The sequence below is a fragment of the Devosia sp. LjRoot16 genome (assembly GCF_964252795.1).
Classification (GTDB): Bacteria; Pseudomonadota; Alphaproteobacteria; order Rhizobiales; family Devosiaceae; genus Devosia_A.
Window position 1 is genome coordinate 546,731 of record NZ_CAXUPH020000002.1, and the last position, 15,275, is coordinate 562,005.

General features: G+C 65.0%; 13 protein-coding genes. 6 read left to right on the forward strand and 7 right to left on the reverse strand.

Annotation, left to right across the window (positions count from 1 at the left end; all coding sequences use genetic code 11):
- Nucleotides 1–152: 152 nt before the first annotated feature.
- Nucleotides 153–1,115, reverse strand: a complete 963-nt coding sequence (locus tag ACSQ23_RS13070; RefSeq protein WP_436090875.1) for a hypothetical protein — start codon at nt 1,113–1,115, stop codon at nt 153–155.
- A 240-nt stretch (nt 1,116–1,355) separates the two neighbouring features.
- On the opposite strand from ACSQ23_RS13070, the gene ACSQ23_RS13075 reads away from it, so the two are divergent.
- Nucleotides 1,356–1,865: an invasion associated locus B family protein gene (locus ACSQ23_RS13075; RefSeq protein WP_436090876.1), complete on the forward strand. Its 510-nt coding sequence runs from the start codon at nt 1,356–1,358 to the stop codon at nt 1,863–1,865.
- A gap of 73 nt (nt 1,866–1,938) precedes the next feature.
- Nucleotides 1,939–2,679, forward strand: a complete 741-nt coding sequence (locus ACSQ23_RS13080) for an invasion associated locus B family protein (protein ID WP_436090877.1) — start codon at nt 1,939–1,941, stop codon at nt 2,677–2,679.
- Between the two features lie 136 nt (nt 2,680–2,815).
- On the opposite strand, the gene ACSQ23_RS13085 is transcribed toward ACSQ23_RS13080, so the two are convergent.
- Nucleotides 2,816–3,400, reverse strand: coding sequence for a TetR/AcrR family transcriptional regulator (locus tag ACSQ23_RS13085; protein WP_436090878.1), 585 nt, complete (start codon nt 3,398–3,400; stop codon nt 2,816–2,818).
- Between the two features lie 81 nt (nt 3,401–3,481).
- Here ACSQ23_RS13085 and ACSQ23_RS13090 point away from each other — a divergent pair, with 81 nt between their 5' ends.
- Nucleotides 3,482–4,900 carry an MFS transporter gene (locus ACSQ23_RS13090; protein ID WP_436090879.1) on the forward strand — a complete coding sequence of 473 codons (1,419 nt, stop codon included), beginning with the start codon at nt 3,482–3,484 and terminating at the stop codon, nt 4,898–4,900.
- 70 nt (nt 4,901–4,970) lie between these two features.
- On the opposite strand, the gene ACSQ23_RS13095 is transcribed toward ACSQ23_RS13090, so the two are convergent.
- The 3 genes from ACSQ23_RS13095 to cysD all read right to left on the reverse strand — a co-directional run bounded on the left by ACSQ23_RS13095 (nt 4,971) and on the right by cysD (nt 9,580).
- The gene (locus ACSQ23_RS13095; protein WP_436090880.1) at nt 4,971–6,500 is read right to left on the reverse strand and encodes a peptidoglycan-binding protein; all 1,530 of its coding nucleotides are present in this window, start codon (nt 6,498–6,500) and stop codon (nt 4,971–4,973) included.
- Between the two features lie 246 nt (nt 6,501–6,746).
- Nucleotides 6,747–8,663 (reverse strand): sulfate adenylyltransferase subunit CysN, encoded by a 1,917-nt coding sequence (gene cysN, locus ACSQ23_RS13100; protein WP_436090881.1) that lies wholly within the window; start codon nt 8,661–8,663, stop codon nt 6,747–6,749.
- Nucleotides 8,663–9,580 (reverse strand): sulfate adenylyltransferase subunit CysD, encoded by a 918-nt coding sequence (gene cysD, locus ACSQ23_RS13105; RefSeq protein ID WP_055878611.1) that lies wholly within the window; start codon nt 9,578–9,580, stop codon nt 8,663–8,665. The genes cysN and cysD overlap by 1 nt, the downstream gene beginning before the upstream one ends.
- A gap of 197 nt (nt 9,581–9,777) precedes the next feature.
- Here cysD and ACSQ23_RS13110 point away from each other — a divergent pair, with 197 nt between their 5' ends.
- The 3 genes from ACSQ23_RS13110 (at nt 9,778) to ACSQ23_RS13120 (ending at nt 13,139) form a co-directional block, all read left to right on the forward strand.
- Nucleotides 9,778–11,157 (forward strand): cryptochrome/photolyase family protein, encoded by a 1,380-nt coding sequence (locus ACSQ23_RS13110; protein ID WP_436090882.1) that lies wholly within the window; start codon nt 9,778–9,780, stop codon nt 11,155–11,157.
- 222 nt (nt 11,158–11,379) lie between these two features.
- Entirely contained in the window at nt 11,380–12,432 is a 1,053-nt protein-coding gene (locus ACSQ23_RS13115) for a cysteine synthase A (protein WP_436090883.1), read from the forward strand.
- Nucleotides 12,429–13,139, forward strand: a complete 711-nt coding sequence (locus tag ACSQ23_RS13120) for an alanyl-tRNA editing protein (RefSeq protein ID WP_055878619.1) — start codon at nt 12,429–12,431, stop codon at nt 13,137–13,139. The genes ACSQ23_RS13115 and ACSQ23_RS13120 overlap by 4 nt, the downstream gene beginning before the upstream one ends.
- A 52-nt stretch (nt 13,140–13,191) precedes the next feature.
- Here ACSQ23_RS13120 and ACSQ23_RS13125 read toward each other — a convergent pair whose 3' ends face one another.
- Nucleotides 13,192–14,247 carry an amino acid ABC transporter substrate-binding protein gene (locus ACSQ23_RS13125; protein WP_055878620.1) on the reverse strand — a complete coding sequence of 352 codons (1,056 nt, stop codon included), beginning with the start codon at nt 14,245–14,247 and terminating at the stop codon, nt 13,192–13,194.
- A 224-nt stretch (nt 14,248–14,471) separates the two neighbouring features.
- Complete coding sequence (locus tag ACSQ23_RS13130; protein ID WP_055878623.1) at nt 14,472–15,272, reverse strand: amino acid ABC transporter ATP-binding protein; 801 nt, start codon at nt 15,270–15,272, stop codon at nt 14,472–14,474.
- Nucleotides 15,273–15,275: the final 3 nt, after the last annotated feature.

The following is a 15,275-nucleotide window of genomic DNA, read 5'->3' on the forward strand; positions in this document are numbered from 1 at the left end:
CTCAACAAGCACGCGGCCGGTTCGAAAGAACCGGCCGTCTGTTTTTGCGAGCCAGGTGGTTGAGCAGGTGGCGTTTGAGACGGCAAGGACCGGACAACCTGCAACACCGATCCGATGAGGGGGCCGTGCTCGGCAGCAGTGAGGCCGCGACCCTACACAGCTTCCCGGCGGGTTACATCGGCCAGGACATGCGCCGCCGTGCCGAAGGCGTCGAGGTGCCAGCGCCGCCGCGCCTCGTGCTCCGGCCCGTCAACAGCGCGTAACGGCGCCTGAAAATCCGAAGAGAAGTGCCACGTATTGCCGCCAGGATTGAGTTCCAGCACGTAGAGCCGGTCGGTAGCGGCATCGCGGATGATGTCGCAACCTTGCAGCGGCGCCTCAGGGACTGCCCGATACGCAGCCCGCGCCAATGCCGCGACGTCGGCGCGATAGAGGAAGGTCTTGGTTTTGCCCTGCAGCACGTTCAGCGCAACGGGCGCCGCTTCGATCGTCTCGTCATCGCTCGAAAGGTCGACCCGGTTGTCGCCCGCCTCCGACATCTGACAATAAAGCGGTTCCCCGAACAGGGTCAGCACCCGGTAGTGCGGCATGCGTGGACCGGAGTTGATGAACTGCTGAACCACCATCGGCGCACGCCGTCCGGGGTGATCCTCGGGATAGTCCTCCGGCTTCAAATAACGCACCCGGACAGTCCGCATCAGTTGGATACCTCTTCCCTGCGACGAGGTGGCGATGTCAGTCGGCTTCAGCACCACGAACTCCCCCCACATCGCTGGATCGAGCTTGGTGTCCGGCCCCAGCATGGTGCTCATCGGCACACGAACCCTGCCGGCCGCAAGTCTCCTCAGTTGCTCGAACTTGTGAATCGGGCGCCCGTGATAGACCTTGCCCCGCGCGGGAGCGAACTTGCCAAGTGGCCCGGCAGAGAACACCAGGCTGGGTAGCGACGCCGCCAGTTTCAGCAGCTCGGGATCGGGACGGTCGGCCGCGACGATGACGACTCCCGTCGTCGGATCGATGCGGCGCACCATTTGCGCAATCTCGTACCAGTCATCGAGAGCCTGCCAGCCTGGCTGGTGCACGATCACCAGATGGCGCTGCAGCGCCGGCTGCAACGATCTCGCTGCCTCGACGGCCGACGCCGCGGCAGGGGCCACTGGTTTGTTCTTCGATCGTGCCATTTTCGTGCACCAACAGTTGTCGTCGCACGATATGACACAATTCACGACGAAGGAAGTCGCAGATTACAGTATATCTCAAAGACTTAGCTGGGTTTTTGGCCGTCTCTGACTTGCATTTTCCGCCGTCTTTCTGTACATCCCGTGTATTGCGGAGACGGTAACGAGGGCACGTCGATGAGATTGCGCAGTTTTTTGTATGTCTTCGCCGTCGCACTGAGTTTTGCGGCTCCGGCCGCGGCGCAGGAACCAGTTCTCGGCGGTGAGGCCGAGGCCGCCACCCCGACCGTAGAGTGGACCGGTCGCTGTGTTTCCGAGGCCCGTCAGTCAGGCGCCGAGTGCACAATGACCAAGCCCGCCTTCGCGGCAAAGCAGATGGTCGGCAGGGCCTCGCTGCGTTTCCCGCCTGATGGAGCGACCGCAAGCCTTCACGTCTCAGTTCCGCTCGGCATCTATCTTGGAGCGGGAATTGGCTTCAACATCGACGGAGCGGGCGGCCAGCAGCTTGAGCTGCAGACCTGCGACCGCAGTGGCTGCTCTGCCAGTGCTGTGATGTCGCCGGAAACACTGGCCGCGATGCAGAACGGGCAGAAGCTGAACATCCTGTTCCAGAGCATGAGCAAGCAGGTGGTGACGCTCGAGATGTCGCTGGTCGGCTTCACGGCGGTCTATCAGAAGCTGAAGTGATGCCGCTCATAGCTGAGCGCGAACGCGACAGCGCGGGGCGACGCGAGACTTGAAGGCGAGGGACCGGCTGCCAATGCCACGGTTACCCAAAGTCGAACCACAGTTCGAGGACGATCCAGACGACGAGGCGGTTCCCCACCAGCGCTCGAGCGGCGAACGCCGGCCGCGGCGCAGACGTCCATGGCTCGCGTGGCTCCTCTCGATTGTGTTTGCCTTGGTGCTCGTCGCCGGGGCCGCCGTCGGTTACCTGCTGTGGCGACAATCGCTCCCAACCGCCGCAGCCGTGGACGCCGTCGCGGCTGCAGCGACTGAGGCGACCTCGCCTGCAGTTGCGCCGCCGACTGCACCTGGCACCACTCCCGTTGCCGCGAACCCGAAGGTCGAGCGGATCGAGGACTGGTTCGTGATCTGCCCGGCGGACGCGGCCACAGCCTGCTATATGGAGCAACAGCTCTCCGCCAAGGAGTCCAAAGGCATAGTGTTCGCGTGGACGGTGTGGCGAGATCCCGAGGGTGTCGTCCACGCCGCCTGGCGCACGCCCGCCGATGTTGCAACCAATCGCGGCCTGACCCTCGATATCGGGGACGGCAAACTTCGGACTGTGCCATTCGCCCAGTGCAGCGCCGGCAATTGCGTCGTTCAGGCGATCCTGGCGCCGGACTACCTGAGCAAGCTCGATACTGCGGCGACAATCTCCGCCGTCATCGTCCCCACAACAACCGGCAAGCCCGTGAAGTTTGTGTTGAGTTCCAATGGCTTCACGGAAGCTCTGGCGCGACTTGGCCCGACGAAACAGTCGGCCAATTCGCCGTGACCGCTGGGTTCAACCGACTGCGCTGTTCACCCAACTGCCGCCGCCATCGGCTTGATGGCGGCCCGTGGTGGTTGCGGAAACCGCATCCGGCAAGGCCTGGGCGTAGGCTCGCCTCGCGTCCGGGTCCTTACCACCATCAGCCTGGCGGACTGAGCAGCGCCGTCACCGTGTCGGGAATGATTTCGGCCGCGGTGGCCTCGGTCAGGCGACCGGCCCGAACCTCGGCCGCCCCGGCGTGCAGGATCGTGTGGAAGCAAGCGGTCAGCCACTCGATCGGCTGATCGACGCGAAAACTTCCCTCTGCCTGGCCCCTGGCGATCAACGCCGCGACGCGCGCCATCGGCTGATGATGATGGCTGCGGATGCGCTCGGATGACAGCGCCACCTCCGCTGCTCCCAGCAGCGCGTGTGATTCCGCCACGATCCGCCACGAGCTGCGGACGAGCCGCTCCATCGCCCGCCGCGCGTCGCCGCTGAGATCGACGGCCGACAACTCTGCCTCGGCCTTGGCCATGGTGCGCTCGAACACCGCGTCGATCAGTTCCTCCCGCGAGGAAAAATGTCCGTAGAGCGTCACCCGGCCGACTCCGGCCGCCTGAGCGATCTCGGCCATGCTGGCGGACGGGTTGAGCGCGAGACAGGCCAACGTCGCATCCATGATCGCGTCTCGGTTGCGCAGCGCGTCAGAGCGCCTCGCACGTTCACCGTCGGTAGTCGGCATCGTCAGCCCTTTACTAAATCAAACACTGGTGTATACGTTCCGTCGTTAACTCAAACATATATGTTCATGTTAGGAACGTCCATGAACCATCACCTAGCCACCGAAGCCCACCATCCCAGCGCACCAGAAGACGCCCCCGCGTCAGGTCGCTGGTTTGCCCTGGCTTTGCTCTGCCTCGCCCAGTTCATGCTGATTCTCGATGTCACCGTCATCAATGTCGCACTGCCCGATCTCAGCCGCGACATCGGCTTTCCTCCAACTTCCGCTGCCTGGACCATCGCCGCTTATGCCATCCCGTTCGCCGGCCTGATGCTGTTGGGCGGTCGATCCGCGGACCTCCTCGGCTCGCGACGTGTCTTTATGGCTGGCCTGATCGTTTTCACCGTTGCCTCGTTCGCCGCGGGCTTCGCCACCGACGCGACCATGCTGCTCGCCGCCCGCGCGGCGCAGGGTGTCGGCGCCGCTTTCCTGTCCCCCTCCGCACTCTCGACTGTGACCCGCCTGTTCACCGGCCGCTCGCGCCATCGCGCCCTGGCGATCTGGGGCGCCATCGGCGGCTCCGGCGCTGCGGTTGGCGTGCTGCTCGGCGGCCTGCTCACCGCCGGTCCGGGCTGGCGCTGGATCTTTTTCGTCAACGTGCCAATCGGCATCCTCGTTGCCATGGCGGTACCGCTGGTCGTGCCGGCCGGCCGCGGACTTGGTGACGGCAAGTTCGACGTGATCGGCGCAATCCTGGCGACGCTCGGCACCGCCAGCCTGGTCATCGGCATCACCCAAATCGGCTCGCTCGGCAATGGGATGCTGTTTATCGGCGCGGCGATCGTCATCCTCGGGGTCTTCGCAGCGGTCGAGAGCTTCGCAGCCAAGCCCCTGGTCGATCTCCGGCTATTGACCCGCCGGCCGATCCAGGCCGGAGCACTGCTGATGCTGGTGGCGACCGGCCTCCTCGTCGGATCCTTCTTCCTGCTTTCCTTCGCGTTGCAAAGCCGCTTCGGCTGGACCGCCCTTGATACCGGCCTCGGCTTCCTGCCTGTCGCCGTAGCAACCGTCGTCGGCGCCCACCTTGCCGGTCATGCTGTTGGCCACCTCGGCGCCCGCGTCGTCGCTGTTGCCGGGCTCGTCATCGCCGCCGCGTCGCTGGCATTCGCGACGACCGCGCTTGGCTCGCCCATGCTGTTGATCGCCTCGGTGGCGACGACTGCACTCGGACTAGGCACCGTATTCGTCAGCGCGACAACGACAGCGATGGCGCATGCCGGGCCACATGAAACCGGCGTCGTCTCCGGTCTCGTCAACACGTTCCACGAGCTGGGGGGAGCAATGGGCGCGGCCATCCTCGCGGCGATCGCGGCGGCAAGCCTTGCCGCGCCGTCGATTGCCAACGGCTTTATCGACGCGCTGACGCTCTCGGCCATTGTCGCCGGCGCGACGGCCGTGCTGGCGATCATCGTGGTGCCCGGCGGCAAGCCCGCCGCCGACGCCCCGCGTTTCGTTCACTAGGCTGTCAGTCGTTACAGTTGCCCCTCGGCCCTGCGGCCGAGGGGGTTGTTCAAGCCCTCACCGTCGGTGATCAGCTTCCCGCTGCCGTCACGTAGCAACCGCCGCCGTCGGCCTTGATGGCGGCGCAGATGGCGTTGGCGCGTTCGAGCGAAGGGGTCGGTACCTGGACGCGGTAGACGTTGCCGGCGGTCTCGACCTCGGGTTTGGCTTCGCCGAACAGCGTGCTCCAGCGGCCCTCGACATAGGCGCGCGACCGCTCGGCCTCGGCTGCGTCCGACTGGCTCGACAGGTGCACGATCGCCGCGCCACTGCTGCCCGGCGCCTCCTGTGGCTGTTCAAGGGCCACCGTGATGCTCAGCGGATCGCCGCTCAGGATACCGAACTCGGTCAGTTCGGCCGTGCTGAACACGTACATGTCGTCGGGTGGCGTGCGCAGCATGTGCGAGATGACCTGCTGGTGGACGCCGAATTCCTCGAGCGCATCGAGCACATCGCCGAGCGTCGTCTGCGCCAGCACCAGATCGGCAACCTCGGCCGAGATCTGGTGCACGCCGAGTTCACCCTCGGCCTGCCGGTCGATGCCGGCAAAGAAGATATAGGCACAGGCCGAGTAGCAGCCCATGTCGCGCGGCACGAATGTGGTCAGCCCGCGCTTGCGGATCTCATGGGCCATCTTCAGCGCTGAATCGACCGAGCCGCCGGGACTGTTGAGCGCCACGATACGAACCTGCGGGCGGGCGGCGAGGGCGCGGTCGAACTCGGACGACGTCTGGTCGGTGATATCGGCGTTGAGGAGGATCAGGTCCGGCTGATCCTCGGGCAGGACGAAGGCGCCGCGCGGCGGTGCACCGCCAGTGCCCTCGGCCTTCTTCAGCTCATCGGGCGGCGGCAGGTTGCCGAGCGGGGTGAAGTGCGAGGCGATGTAGACGGAGGTGACCGCGCCCTCGTGAGCGTAGTCCTTACCCCAGGCGAGCGAGTAGCCGACTGCTTCGCCGGCGGCGCTGACGAACATGGTGTAGAACGAATAGTCGCCGATCTGCCCGGAGACGACGAACCGCCCTGCCCCGAAGCTGCGATAGGTGACGGTGCGCTCCGGATCGGGGCTGGTCATCACGTCGAACAGCGCCTCGAACGACTGGTCGGCGAGCGAAACATGCATGGTTTCGAGCGAAAACTCGCCATCCTCGCTGACATACGAGGTGCCGGCATCGGTCGGGTTGCGGATCGATAGCAGGCGCAGCGGAATCATCATGGCGACATGCGCCGGAGTGTCGCTGACCAGTTCGATGCCGAGCCTGCTATCGACCTTTCCGGCTTGATCGCGCAGCGCGCGGCGTTCGAAATCGGTGAGAACGCCGGTCGTGGCCCTGCCCTGGTTCTTCTGGAACGCGGCGATGGCGTCGAAGGTGCCGCGGCCGAACTGACCATCGACCAGGTATTGGTAGTACCCGAGCAGGATCAGGTCGGTCTGGGTGGCGGAGCGTTCCTCGTCGCTCAGGCGTTCGAACCAGAGCTTCGAATCATCGAAGGAAGCGTGCGCGGCAGCGGTCGATGCCCACAGGAGCAGCAGCCACAACAGGAGCCGGAACGCGTTGCGCATGAGATACTAGCCAATCAACCTGACCGGCATTGTCGCATCGATCGGAGGGCGGCGCCAGCCGATGGCGAGGTGTTCACAGGAAGTGTGGTGGCCGTGTCTCAGTCGTCTCCCTCCCCCTCGGGGCGACCTCTTGTCGTCCCCCTTGTGGGGAGGAATCAAGGGAATGCCAAGTCCTGCTTCGCTACCCCCCCATGGGGGACGACAAGAGGTCGCCCCGAGGGGGAGGGAGATCCCGTGCGTGCGGCGCTAGATCGAGTAGCCGGTATCCCACTCGAAGACGCGGGCGTAGAGGTCGTCGGCCATCTGCACCGGATCCTGCAGCGCACCGTGCAGCACGATGTCGGGCTTTTCCGGCGCCTCGTAGGGGCTTGAAATGCCGGTGAAATTCTTGATCTCGCCGCGGCGCGCCTTGGCGTAGAGGCCCTTGGGATCGCGGGCTTCGCACACCTCGAGCGGGGTGTTGACGAACACCTCGGTGAACTTCACATCACCCGCCACTTCGCGCGCCAGCCGGCGCTCGTTGCGGAACGGCGAGATGAACGAGACGATGACGATCAGCCCGGCATCAGCCATCAGCCGCGCCACTTCGGCGACACGCCGGATGTTCTCGACGCGGGCCTCGTCGGTGAAGCCGAGGTCCTTGTTGAGGCCGTGGCGGACGTTGTCGCCGTCAAGGATATAGGCGTGGCGGCCTTCGGAGGTGAGGCGCTTCTCGATCAGGTTGGCGACCGTCGATTTGCCGGAGCCCGACAGCCCGGTGAACCAGACGATCTGCGGCGTCTGGCCCTTCATCTCGGCGCGGACCCGGCGGTTCACGTCGAACGACTGGTAGCTCAGGTTCTTGGCGCGCTGCAGGCCGTACTCGATCACCCCGGCGCCCAGCGTGGCGTTGCTGATGCGGTCGATCAGGATGAAACTGCCCGAGAGCGGGTTATCGCTATAGCTATCGAAGGCGATCGGCTTGTCGGTGGCGATGGTGACAGTGCCGACTTCGTTCAATTCCAGAGTCGTTGCAGCCGATTGCTCGAGCGTGTTGACGTTGGTTCTGAACTTCAGCGCGGTGATCGAGGCCGGCACCTGCTGGGCGCCGAGCTTCAAGAGATAGGAACGGCCGGGGATGGCCTGCTCGTCGCTCATCCAGACCATGCGGGCCTGGAACTGGTTGGAATAGTCCGGCGTCTCGCCGGGGTGCACCAGCACGTCGCCGCGCGAGATATCGACCTCGCGATCGAGCACCAGGGTCACCGCCTCGCCGGCGATGGCGTGCTGCTGGTCGCCGTCCATGGTGACGATGCGGCTGATCCTCGCCGGCTTGCGGGAGGCGGCGACCAGGATGTCGTCGCCGACCTTCACCTCTCCCGAGGCCAGAGTGCCGGAGAAGCCGCGGAAATCGAGGTTCGGGCGGTTCACCCACTGCACCGGGAAGCGGGATGGCTGCTCGACGCGGTCGGTCGCGACCTCGATGCTCTCGAGATACGGCACCAGTTGCGGGCCATTGTACCAGGGCGTCTGCGGGCTGGGGTCAAGGATGTTGTCACCCTTCAGCGCCGAGAGCGGGATGGCGACGAGGGTCTCGAAGCCAAGATCCTTGGCGAAGGCGCGGTACTCTGCCTCGATGGCGTTGAACACGTCGGCATCGTAGCCGACGAGGTCGATCTTGTTGACCGCCAGCACCACGTGCTTCACGCCGATCAGGCTCAGGATGAAGCTGTGGCGGCGGGTCTGGGTCAGCACACCCTTGCGGGCGTCGATCAGGACGATGCCCAGATCGGCGTTCGAGGCACCGGTCGCCATGTTGCGCGTGTACTGCTCGTGGCCGGGAGTATCGGCGACGATGAACTTGCGCTTGTCGGTCGAAAAGAACCGGTAGGCGACGTCGATGGTGATGCCCTGCTCGCGCTCGGCGGTGAGCCCATCGACCAGCAGCGAGAAATCGATGCCTTCATCGCCGGTGGTGCGGTTGCGGCTTTCCTTGCGGAGGCTGGCCAGCTGATCGTCGAGGATCAGCTGGCTGTCGTAGAGCAGCCGGCCAATCAGCGTCGACTTGCCGTCGTCGACCGAGCCGCAGGTGAGGAAGCGCAGCAGGCTCTTGTCGGTCTGTTCGGCGAGCCAAAGTTCGAGGGCGGTTTCAGCAGACGAGGCGGTCATGGGTACGCTCGACATCAGAAGTACCCTTCCTGCTTCTTCTTCTCCATCGAGCCGACACTGTCGGAGTCGATGAGGCGCCCTTCGCGCTCCGAGGTGCGGGAGGCCTGCATTTCCATGATGATCGACGGCAGGTCGGCCGCGTCGGAGCGGATGCCGCCGCTCAGCGGATAGCAGCCGAGAGTACGGAAGCGGATCATCTCTTCGCGCGCTGTCTCGCCGGGATTGAAGCGGAAGCGGTCGTCATCGACCATGATGAGGGTGCCGGAGCGCTCCACCACCGGGCGGCGGCGGGCGAAGTAGAGGTCGGGGATCTCGATGCCCTCGGCGTAGATGTAGGTCCACACATCGAGTTCGGTCCAGTTCGAGATCGGGAACACCCGCATGCTCTCACCGGGCGCCAGCCGCGTGTTGAAGATGCGCCACAGCTCGGGCCGCTGGTTCTTCGGATCCCAGGCGTGCTGGGCGTTGCGATGCGAGAAGATGCGCTCCTTGGCGCGCGACTTCTCCTCGTCGCGGCGGGCGCCGCCGATAGCCGCGTCATACTGGCCGGCATTGAGGGCCTGGCGCAGCGCCTGGGTCTTCATGATGTCGGTATGCACGGCCGAGCCGTGATCGAACGGGTTGATGCCCGCTGCCAGCCCATCCGGATTGGTGTGCACGATCAGATCGAGATCGTGCTGACGCGCCATGCGGTCGCGGAACTCGATCATCTCGCGGAACTTCCACCTGGTATCGATGTGGAGGACCGGAAACGGGATGCGGCTGGGGAAGAAGGCCTTGCGCGCCAGGTGCAGCAGCACCGACGAGTCCTTGCCGATGGAATACATCATCACCGGACGCTCGAAGCTTGCCGCGACTTCGCGGAAGATTTCGATGCTTTCGGACTCGAGGGACTTCAGGTGGCTGAGGCCACGCGGGCCGACGGAACTCATTGGCGCTGGGGAACCATGTTGCAACGGCAGTCAAATACGCGCTCAAAACAAGGGCGGCAAGCGCCACTAGACTACCAAAAAAGTCAACTATTCCGCCTGTTTGCGCGTATCAGGCGTTGTAAAGGTGGAGCTTGTCGCATGATCGTCATGACAAGAACGGCTGCGTCGGGGATACCGAGCAAAGGAAAATCTATTCCATGACTGGAACGGCGCTGGTCTGGCTCAGAAACGACCTGCGGATCGCCGACAACCCGGCGTTATTCGCGGCGCTGAAGCACCGCAAGGCGCACGCCATCCACATCGAGGCGACAGATGGCAGGCTGCGGCGGCGCGGCGCCGCCAGCCGCTGGTGGCTGCATCACAGCCTCAACCGGTTGGCGGAGGAGCTGGCGCAGCTTGGCGTGCCGCTCGAGACCGTCGAGGGTGAGGCCGAGGCTGAGCTGTTCAAGGCGATCGCCGCCCATGGTGCCGACGCGGTGTACTGGAACCGGCGCTATGGACCGGCGGAGCGCGAAATCGATGCCGGCATCAAGGCGCGGCTGAAGCGCGAGGGCATAGCGACCGAGAGCTTTGCTGCCAACCTGCTGGTCGAGCCGTTCGAAATGGCAACCGGCGCCGGCAAGCCCTATTCGGTGTACACGCCGTTCTGGAACACGCTGAAGAAGCGCGAGATCGACAAGCCGCTGCCGAGGCCAAGGCACGGCGAAGCGATCAGACCCAGGCAGGTCGATGCCGATTACCGCGAAGCGGACTGGGGCCGGAAGCTCGCCGGGCACTGGCAGATCGGCGAGGCGGCAGCACGCGAGCGGCTCGATCGGTTTCTCGATGAACTGGTGCTCGACTATCCCGGGGATCGCGACATCCCCAGGAAGGCAGCAACCTCCGGACTGTCGCCGCACCTGGCGTTCGGCGAGATCAGTCCACGACAGGTGTGGCACGCGGCGCTGGCGATGGCGCATCACGTACCGGCCAAGGCCTCGGCAATCGACAAATTCCTGTCGGAGCTGGGCTGGCGGGACTTCAACTACAACCAGCTCTACCACCGCGACGACATCGCGACCGTGCCGATGGTCGAGAAGCATAGAGGGCTCAAATGGCGGCATGCCGATGCGGCGCTCGAAGCCTGGCGGCATGGGCGGACGGGTATCCCGATCATCGACGCAGGGATGCGCGAGTTGTGGGAGACCGGGGTGATGCATAACCGGGTGCGGATGCTCACCGCGTCGCTCCTCGCCAAGAACCTGCTGATCGATTGGCGAAAGGGCGAGCAGTGGTTCTGGGACACGCTGGTCGACGCCGATCCGGCGAACAACCCCGGCAACTGGCAATGGGTGGCCGGCAGCGGGCTCGACGCTTCGCCCTGGTTCCGGATCTTCAACCCGGTGACACAGGGCGAGCGGTTCGATCCGGCCGGCGACTACGTGCGGCGCTGGGTACCGCAAGTGGCAGGGTTGCCGGACAAGCTGGTGCACCAGCCCTGGGAGGCGCCGGATGCCGTGGCGCTCGATTACCCCGCGCCGATCGTCGACCTCAAAGTTTCGCGCGAGCGGGCGCTGGAGGCGTTCAAGGCGCTGTAGGCCTGCTGTGACGCGCCTTTGCCTGGAGGACAAAGGGTCTAGAGGCAGACTGAACTCAGATGTGGCAAGGTCCGAAATTCCGACAATCCCGATGACCGCGCGAAATCCTGCCCTTTCTCGTGCGGGCCGGAAAATCCCATACCATTCCGCAGCTTAAGCCTTGGCAGTGAAGGGGCTGCCGCCTAGGTTCAGGCCAACCTCCACAGCCCACCCTCCGGCCCCATGACCAACCACCGCGACGTTATCTCCGCCATCGGCAACACGCCCCTGATCCGGCTCAACCGCGTGTCCGACGCGACGGGCTCGGAGATCTGGGGCAAGGCGGAGTTCCTGAACCCGGGGCAATCGGTGAAGGATCGTGCCGCGCTGTTCATCATCCGCGACGCCGAGAAGCGCGGGCTGCTGCGGCCCGGTGGGACGATCGTCGAGGGCACTGCCGGAAATACCGGCATCGGGCTTTCCATGGTGGCCAATGCGCTGGGCTACAAATCGGTGATCGTGATCCCCGAGACGCAGAGCCAGGAAAAGAAGGACGCGCTGACGCTGCTCGGCGCCGAACTGATCCAGGTGCCCGCCAAACCCTACAAGAACCCAAACAACTACGTGAAGCTGAGCGGCCGGCTGGCCGAGAAGCTGGCCAAGGAACTGCCGGGCGGCGCGATCTGGGCCAACCAGTTCGACAATACCGCGAACCGGCAGGCCCATATCGAGACCACCGGCCCGGAGATCTGGGAGCAGACCGGCGGCAAGATCGATGGGTTCGTCTCGGCAGTCGGCTCGGGCGGCACGCTCGGCGGCATTTCGATGGCGCTGAAGGCCAGGAACCCGAACATCCAGATCGGCCTCGCCGACCCCGAGGGCGCGGCGCTCTACAGCTACTACACCACCGGCGAGCTCAAGAGCTCGGGCAACTCGATCACCGAGGGCATCGGCCAGGGCCGCATCACCGCGAACCTCAAGGATATCGTGGTCGATCGCGCCTACCAGATCCCCGACAGCGAGGCCCTGCCCTATGTGTTCGACCTGCTCGAACACGAAGGGCTCTGCCTCGGCGGTTCGTCCGGCATCAACATCGCCGGCGCGGTGCGGCTGGCGCGCGACCTCGGGCCGGGCAAGACCATCGTCACCATCCTTGCCGACTACGGCAACCGCTATCAGAGCAAGCTGTTCAATCCGGAGTTCCTGCGCTCGAAGAACCTGCCGGTGCCGCATTGGCTTGAGCAGAGGACGCCCATAGACTGGGAGTCAGTCGTTGAGGCGGAGCCGGTTGCGTGACTGAGTTCATCTTTCGAGAGGACAGCTATGTCCGCTCGCTGCCGACGCTGGTCACAGCGATCACGCCCGAGGGCGGGATCGTGCTGGACCGGACGATCTTTTATGCGACATCGGGCGGCCAGCCTGGCGACACCGGCCGGCTGGAGCGGGCCGATGGCTCGTTCGTCAGCCTCGGCGGCACCATCCACCCCGATGGCGACAAGACGGTGATCGTGCACCTGCCGGTCGAGGGGCAGCCGCCGCTGGCGGTGGGCGATGAGGTGATCGCGCACCTCGATTGGGAGCGCCGACACAAGCTGATGCGCATGCATACGGCGCTGCACCTCGTGACGGTGGTGCTGCCCTACCCGATCACCGGTGCTGCGGTGGGAGAGGACAAGGGGCGGGTGGATTTCAACCTGCCCGATGTCCCCGACACTGCCGAGGTCGAACGGAAGCTCAATGATCTGGTCGAGGCGGCGCTGCCGGTCTCGGCCGAGTGGATCACCGACGCCGAGCTCGAGGCCAATCCCGGGCTGATCAAATCGATGAACGTCAAGCCGCCGATGGGCCAGGGCCGGGTGCGGCTGGTGCGGATCGGTGATGTCGACCTGCAGCCCTGCGGCGGCACGCATGTCAAAAACACCAGCGAGATCGGCCCGCTGCGGCTCGGCAAGATCGAGAAGAAGGGCGCGATCAACCGCCGGGTGTCGGTGGTTTTCGGGTAGCTTGAGGCCCGTGGTGGCGGCGGGCCTCCCTGCCCCTTGAGGGGTGCAGAAACTACTCGATCGGCGGGGCCCAGATCAGGCCACCGTTGATCCACAGCGCGTTCTGGCCGCGGACCACGGCGGCGCCGGTGGCAGGGCCGAAGTTTCGCTCGAAGATCTCGCCGTAATTGCCGACAGCCTTGATGACATTGGCGATGAACATCGAGTCGAGCCCGATGCTAGGGCCGAAGGTGCCTTCAAGGCCGAGCAGGCGGCGGATGCGGTGGGTCTTGGCGGCGGCGAGCGAGCCGATATTGAGCGAGGTGACGCCGGCTTCCTCGGCATCAATGAGCGCGAACAGGGTCCACTCGACGATATCGAACCACTGGTCATCGCCGGAGCGGATCACCGGGCCGAAGGCGTCCTTGGAGATGCGCTCGGGCAGGATGCGATGGGTGGCCGGCTCGGGCAGGCTGCGACGCATGGCGTTGAGGAAACTGGCGGAAGCGGAGACGGCATTGCAGCGGCCTTCGCGGTAGGCGACGGTCAGGTCCTCGCGGTCTTCGTAGAGCACCTCGGTATAGGTCGCCTGGGTGCCGAAGAAGAACTCACGCAGGTTGGCAAGCCCCTCGGGCGCATCGACGATGCAGACACGGACATCGTCGAGCTCATAGGCCGAGACGACGCCGAGCGACTGCGGCACCATGATCGCCTGCCCGTCATAGAATGAGGTGGCGACATAGCTGGCGCCGTAGCCGGTATCCCGTCGCATGGTCCAGGGGGCGTTGCGGGCGATGAGATCGATGCTGCCGGTCTGCAGTTGAGCGAAGCGGCTGTCGCCCGAGAGCGGCACGAACTCCATCTTGCTGGCGTCGTTGAACACGGCGACCGCGATAGCGCGGCAGAAATCGACATCGAAGCCGGTCCAGCGCCCATCGGCGCCGGGCTGAGCAAAGCCGGGCAACGGGTCGGCGGTGGCGCAGATCAGATGGCCGCGGTCACGGATCGCCTGCAGTGTCGGGCCGGCCATAGCGGGCGCCGCCGGCTGTGCCGAGGCCCAGGACGGGGTCAGTATCGCGATAACGAGGATGACGCGGACGAGGCCACGCCAAACGGCCTGAACCGTCATGGTCTAAACGCTGCTCCAACTCGCCCTCGGCGCGCAATATCCCGATCGCGGGTGACCGGGTCAAGGCGGCTGTGCGACGCGGGACGAACGGGGCGGGAGCTCCCCTCCCCCTTGAGGGGAGGGGTGGGGGGGTCCATCGGTGATCACCGCACCACCCCACCCTCAATCCCTCCCCTCAAAGGGGGAGGGAGGCGGAAACTGCGGGGCCTCGGGTCCCAACTGACTCAGTGCAATATCTGGCTGAGGAACAGCTTGGTGCGTTCGTGCTGCGGGTTGGAGAAGAACGCTTCGGGTTCGTTCTGCTCGATGATCTGGCCCTGATCCATGAAGATGACGCGGTTGGCGACCTGGCGGGCGAAACCCATTTCATGGGTGACGCAGAGCATGGTCATGCCTTCCTCGGCGAGACTGATCATCACCTCAAGCACTTCCTTGACCATTTCCGGATCGAGCGCCGAGGTCGGCTCGTCGAACAGCATGATCCTGGGGTTCATGCAGAGCGAGCGGGCGATGGCGACGCGTTGCTGCTGGCCGCCCGAGAGCTGGCCGGGGTACTTGGCCGCCTGCTCGGGGATGCGCACCCGCTCGAGGTACATCATCGCCGTTTCCTCGGCCTGTGCCTTGGGCACGCCGCGCACCCAGATCGGCGCCAGCGTCAGGTTCTGCAGGATCGTCAGGTGCGGGAACAGGTTGAAGTGCTGGAACACCATGCCGACTTCGCGCCGCACTTCATCGACGCGCTTCAGGTCGGAGGTCAGCTCGACGCCGTTGACGATGACCTGGCCCTTCTGGTGCTCCTCGAGGCGGTTGATGCAGCGGATCAGTGTCGACTTGCCGGAGCCCGACGGCCCGGCAATGACGATGCGCTCGCCCTTCATCACCTTGAGGTTGATGTCGCGCAGCACGTGGAAATCACCGAACCACTTGTTCATGCCGATGATCTCGACCGCCACCTCGGTCTTGGAAACCTGCATGTTGGTGGTGTCGATATCGCGATCGACGACGACTGGAGATACGTCTGACATCAG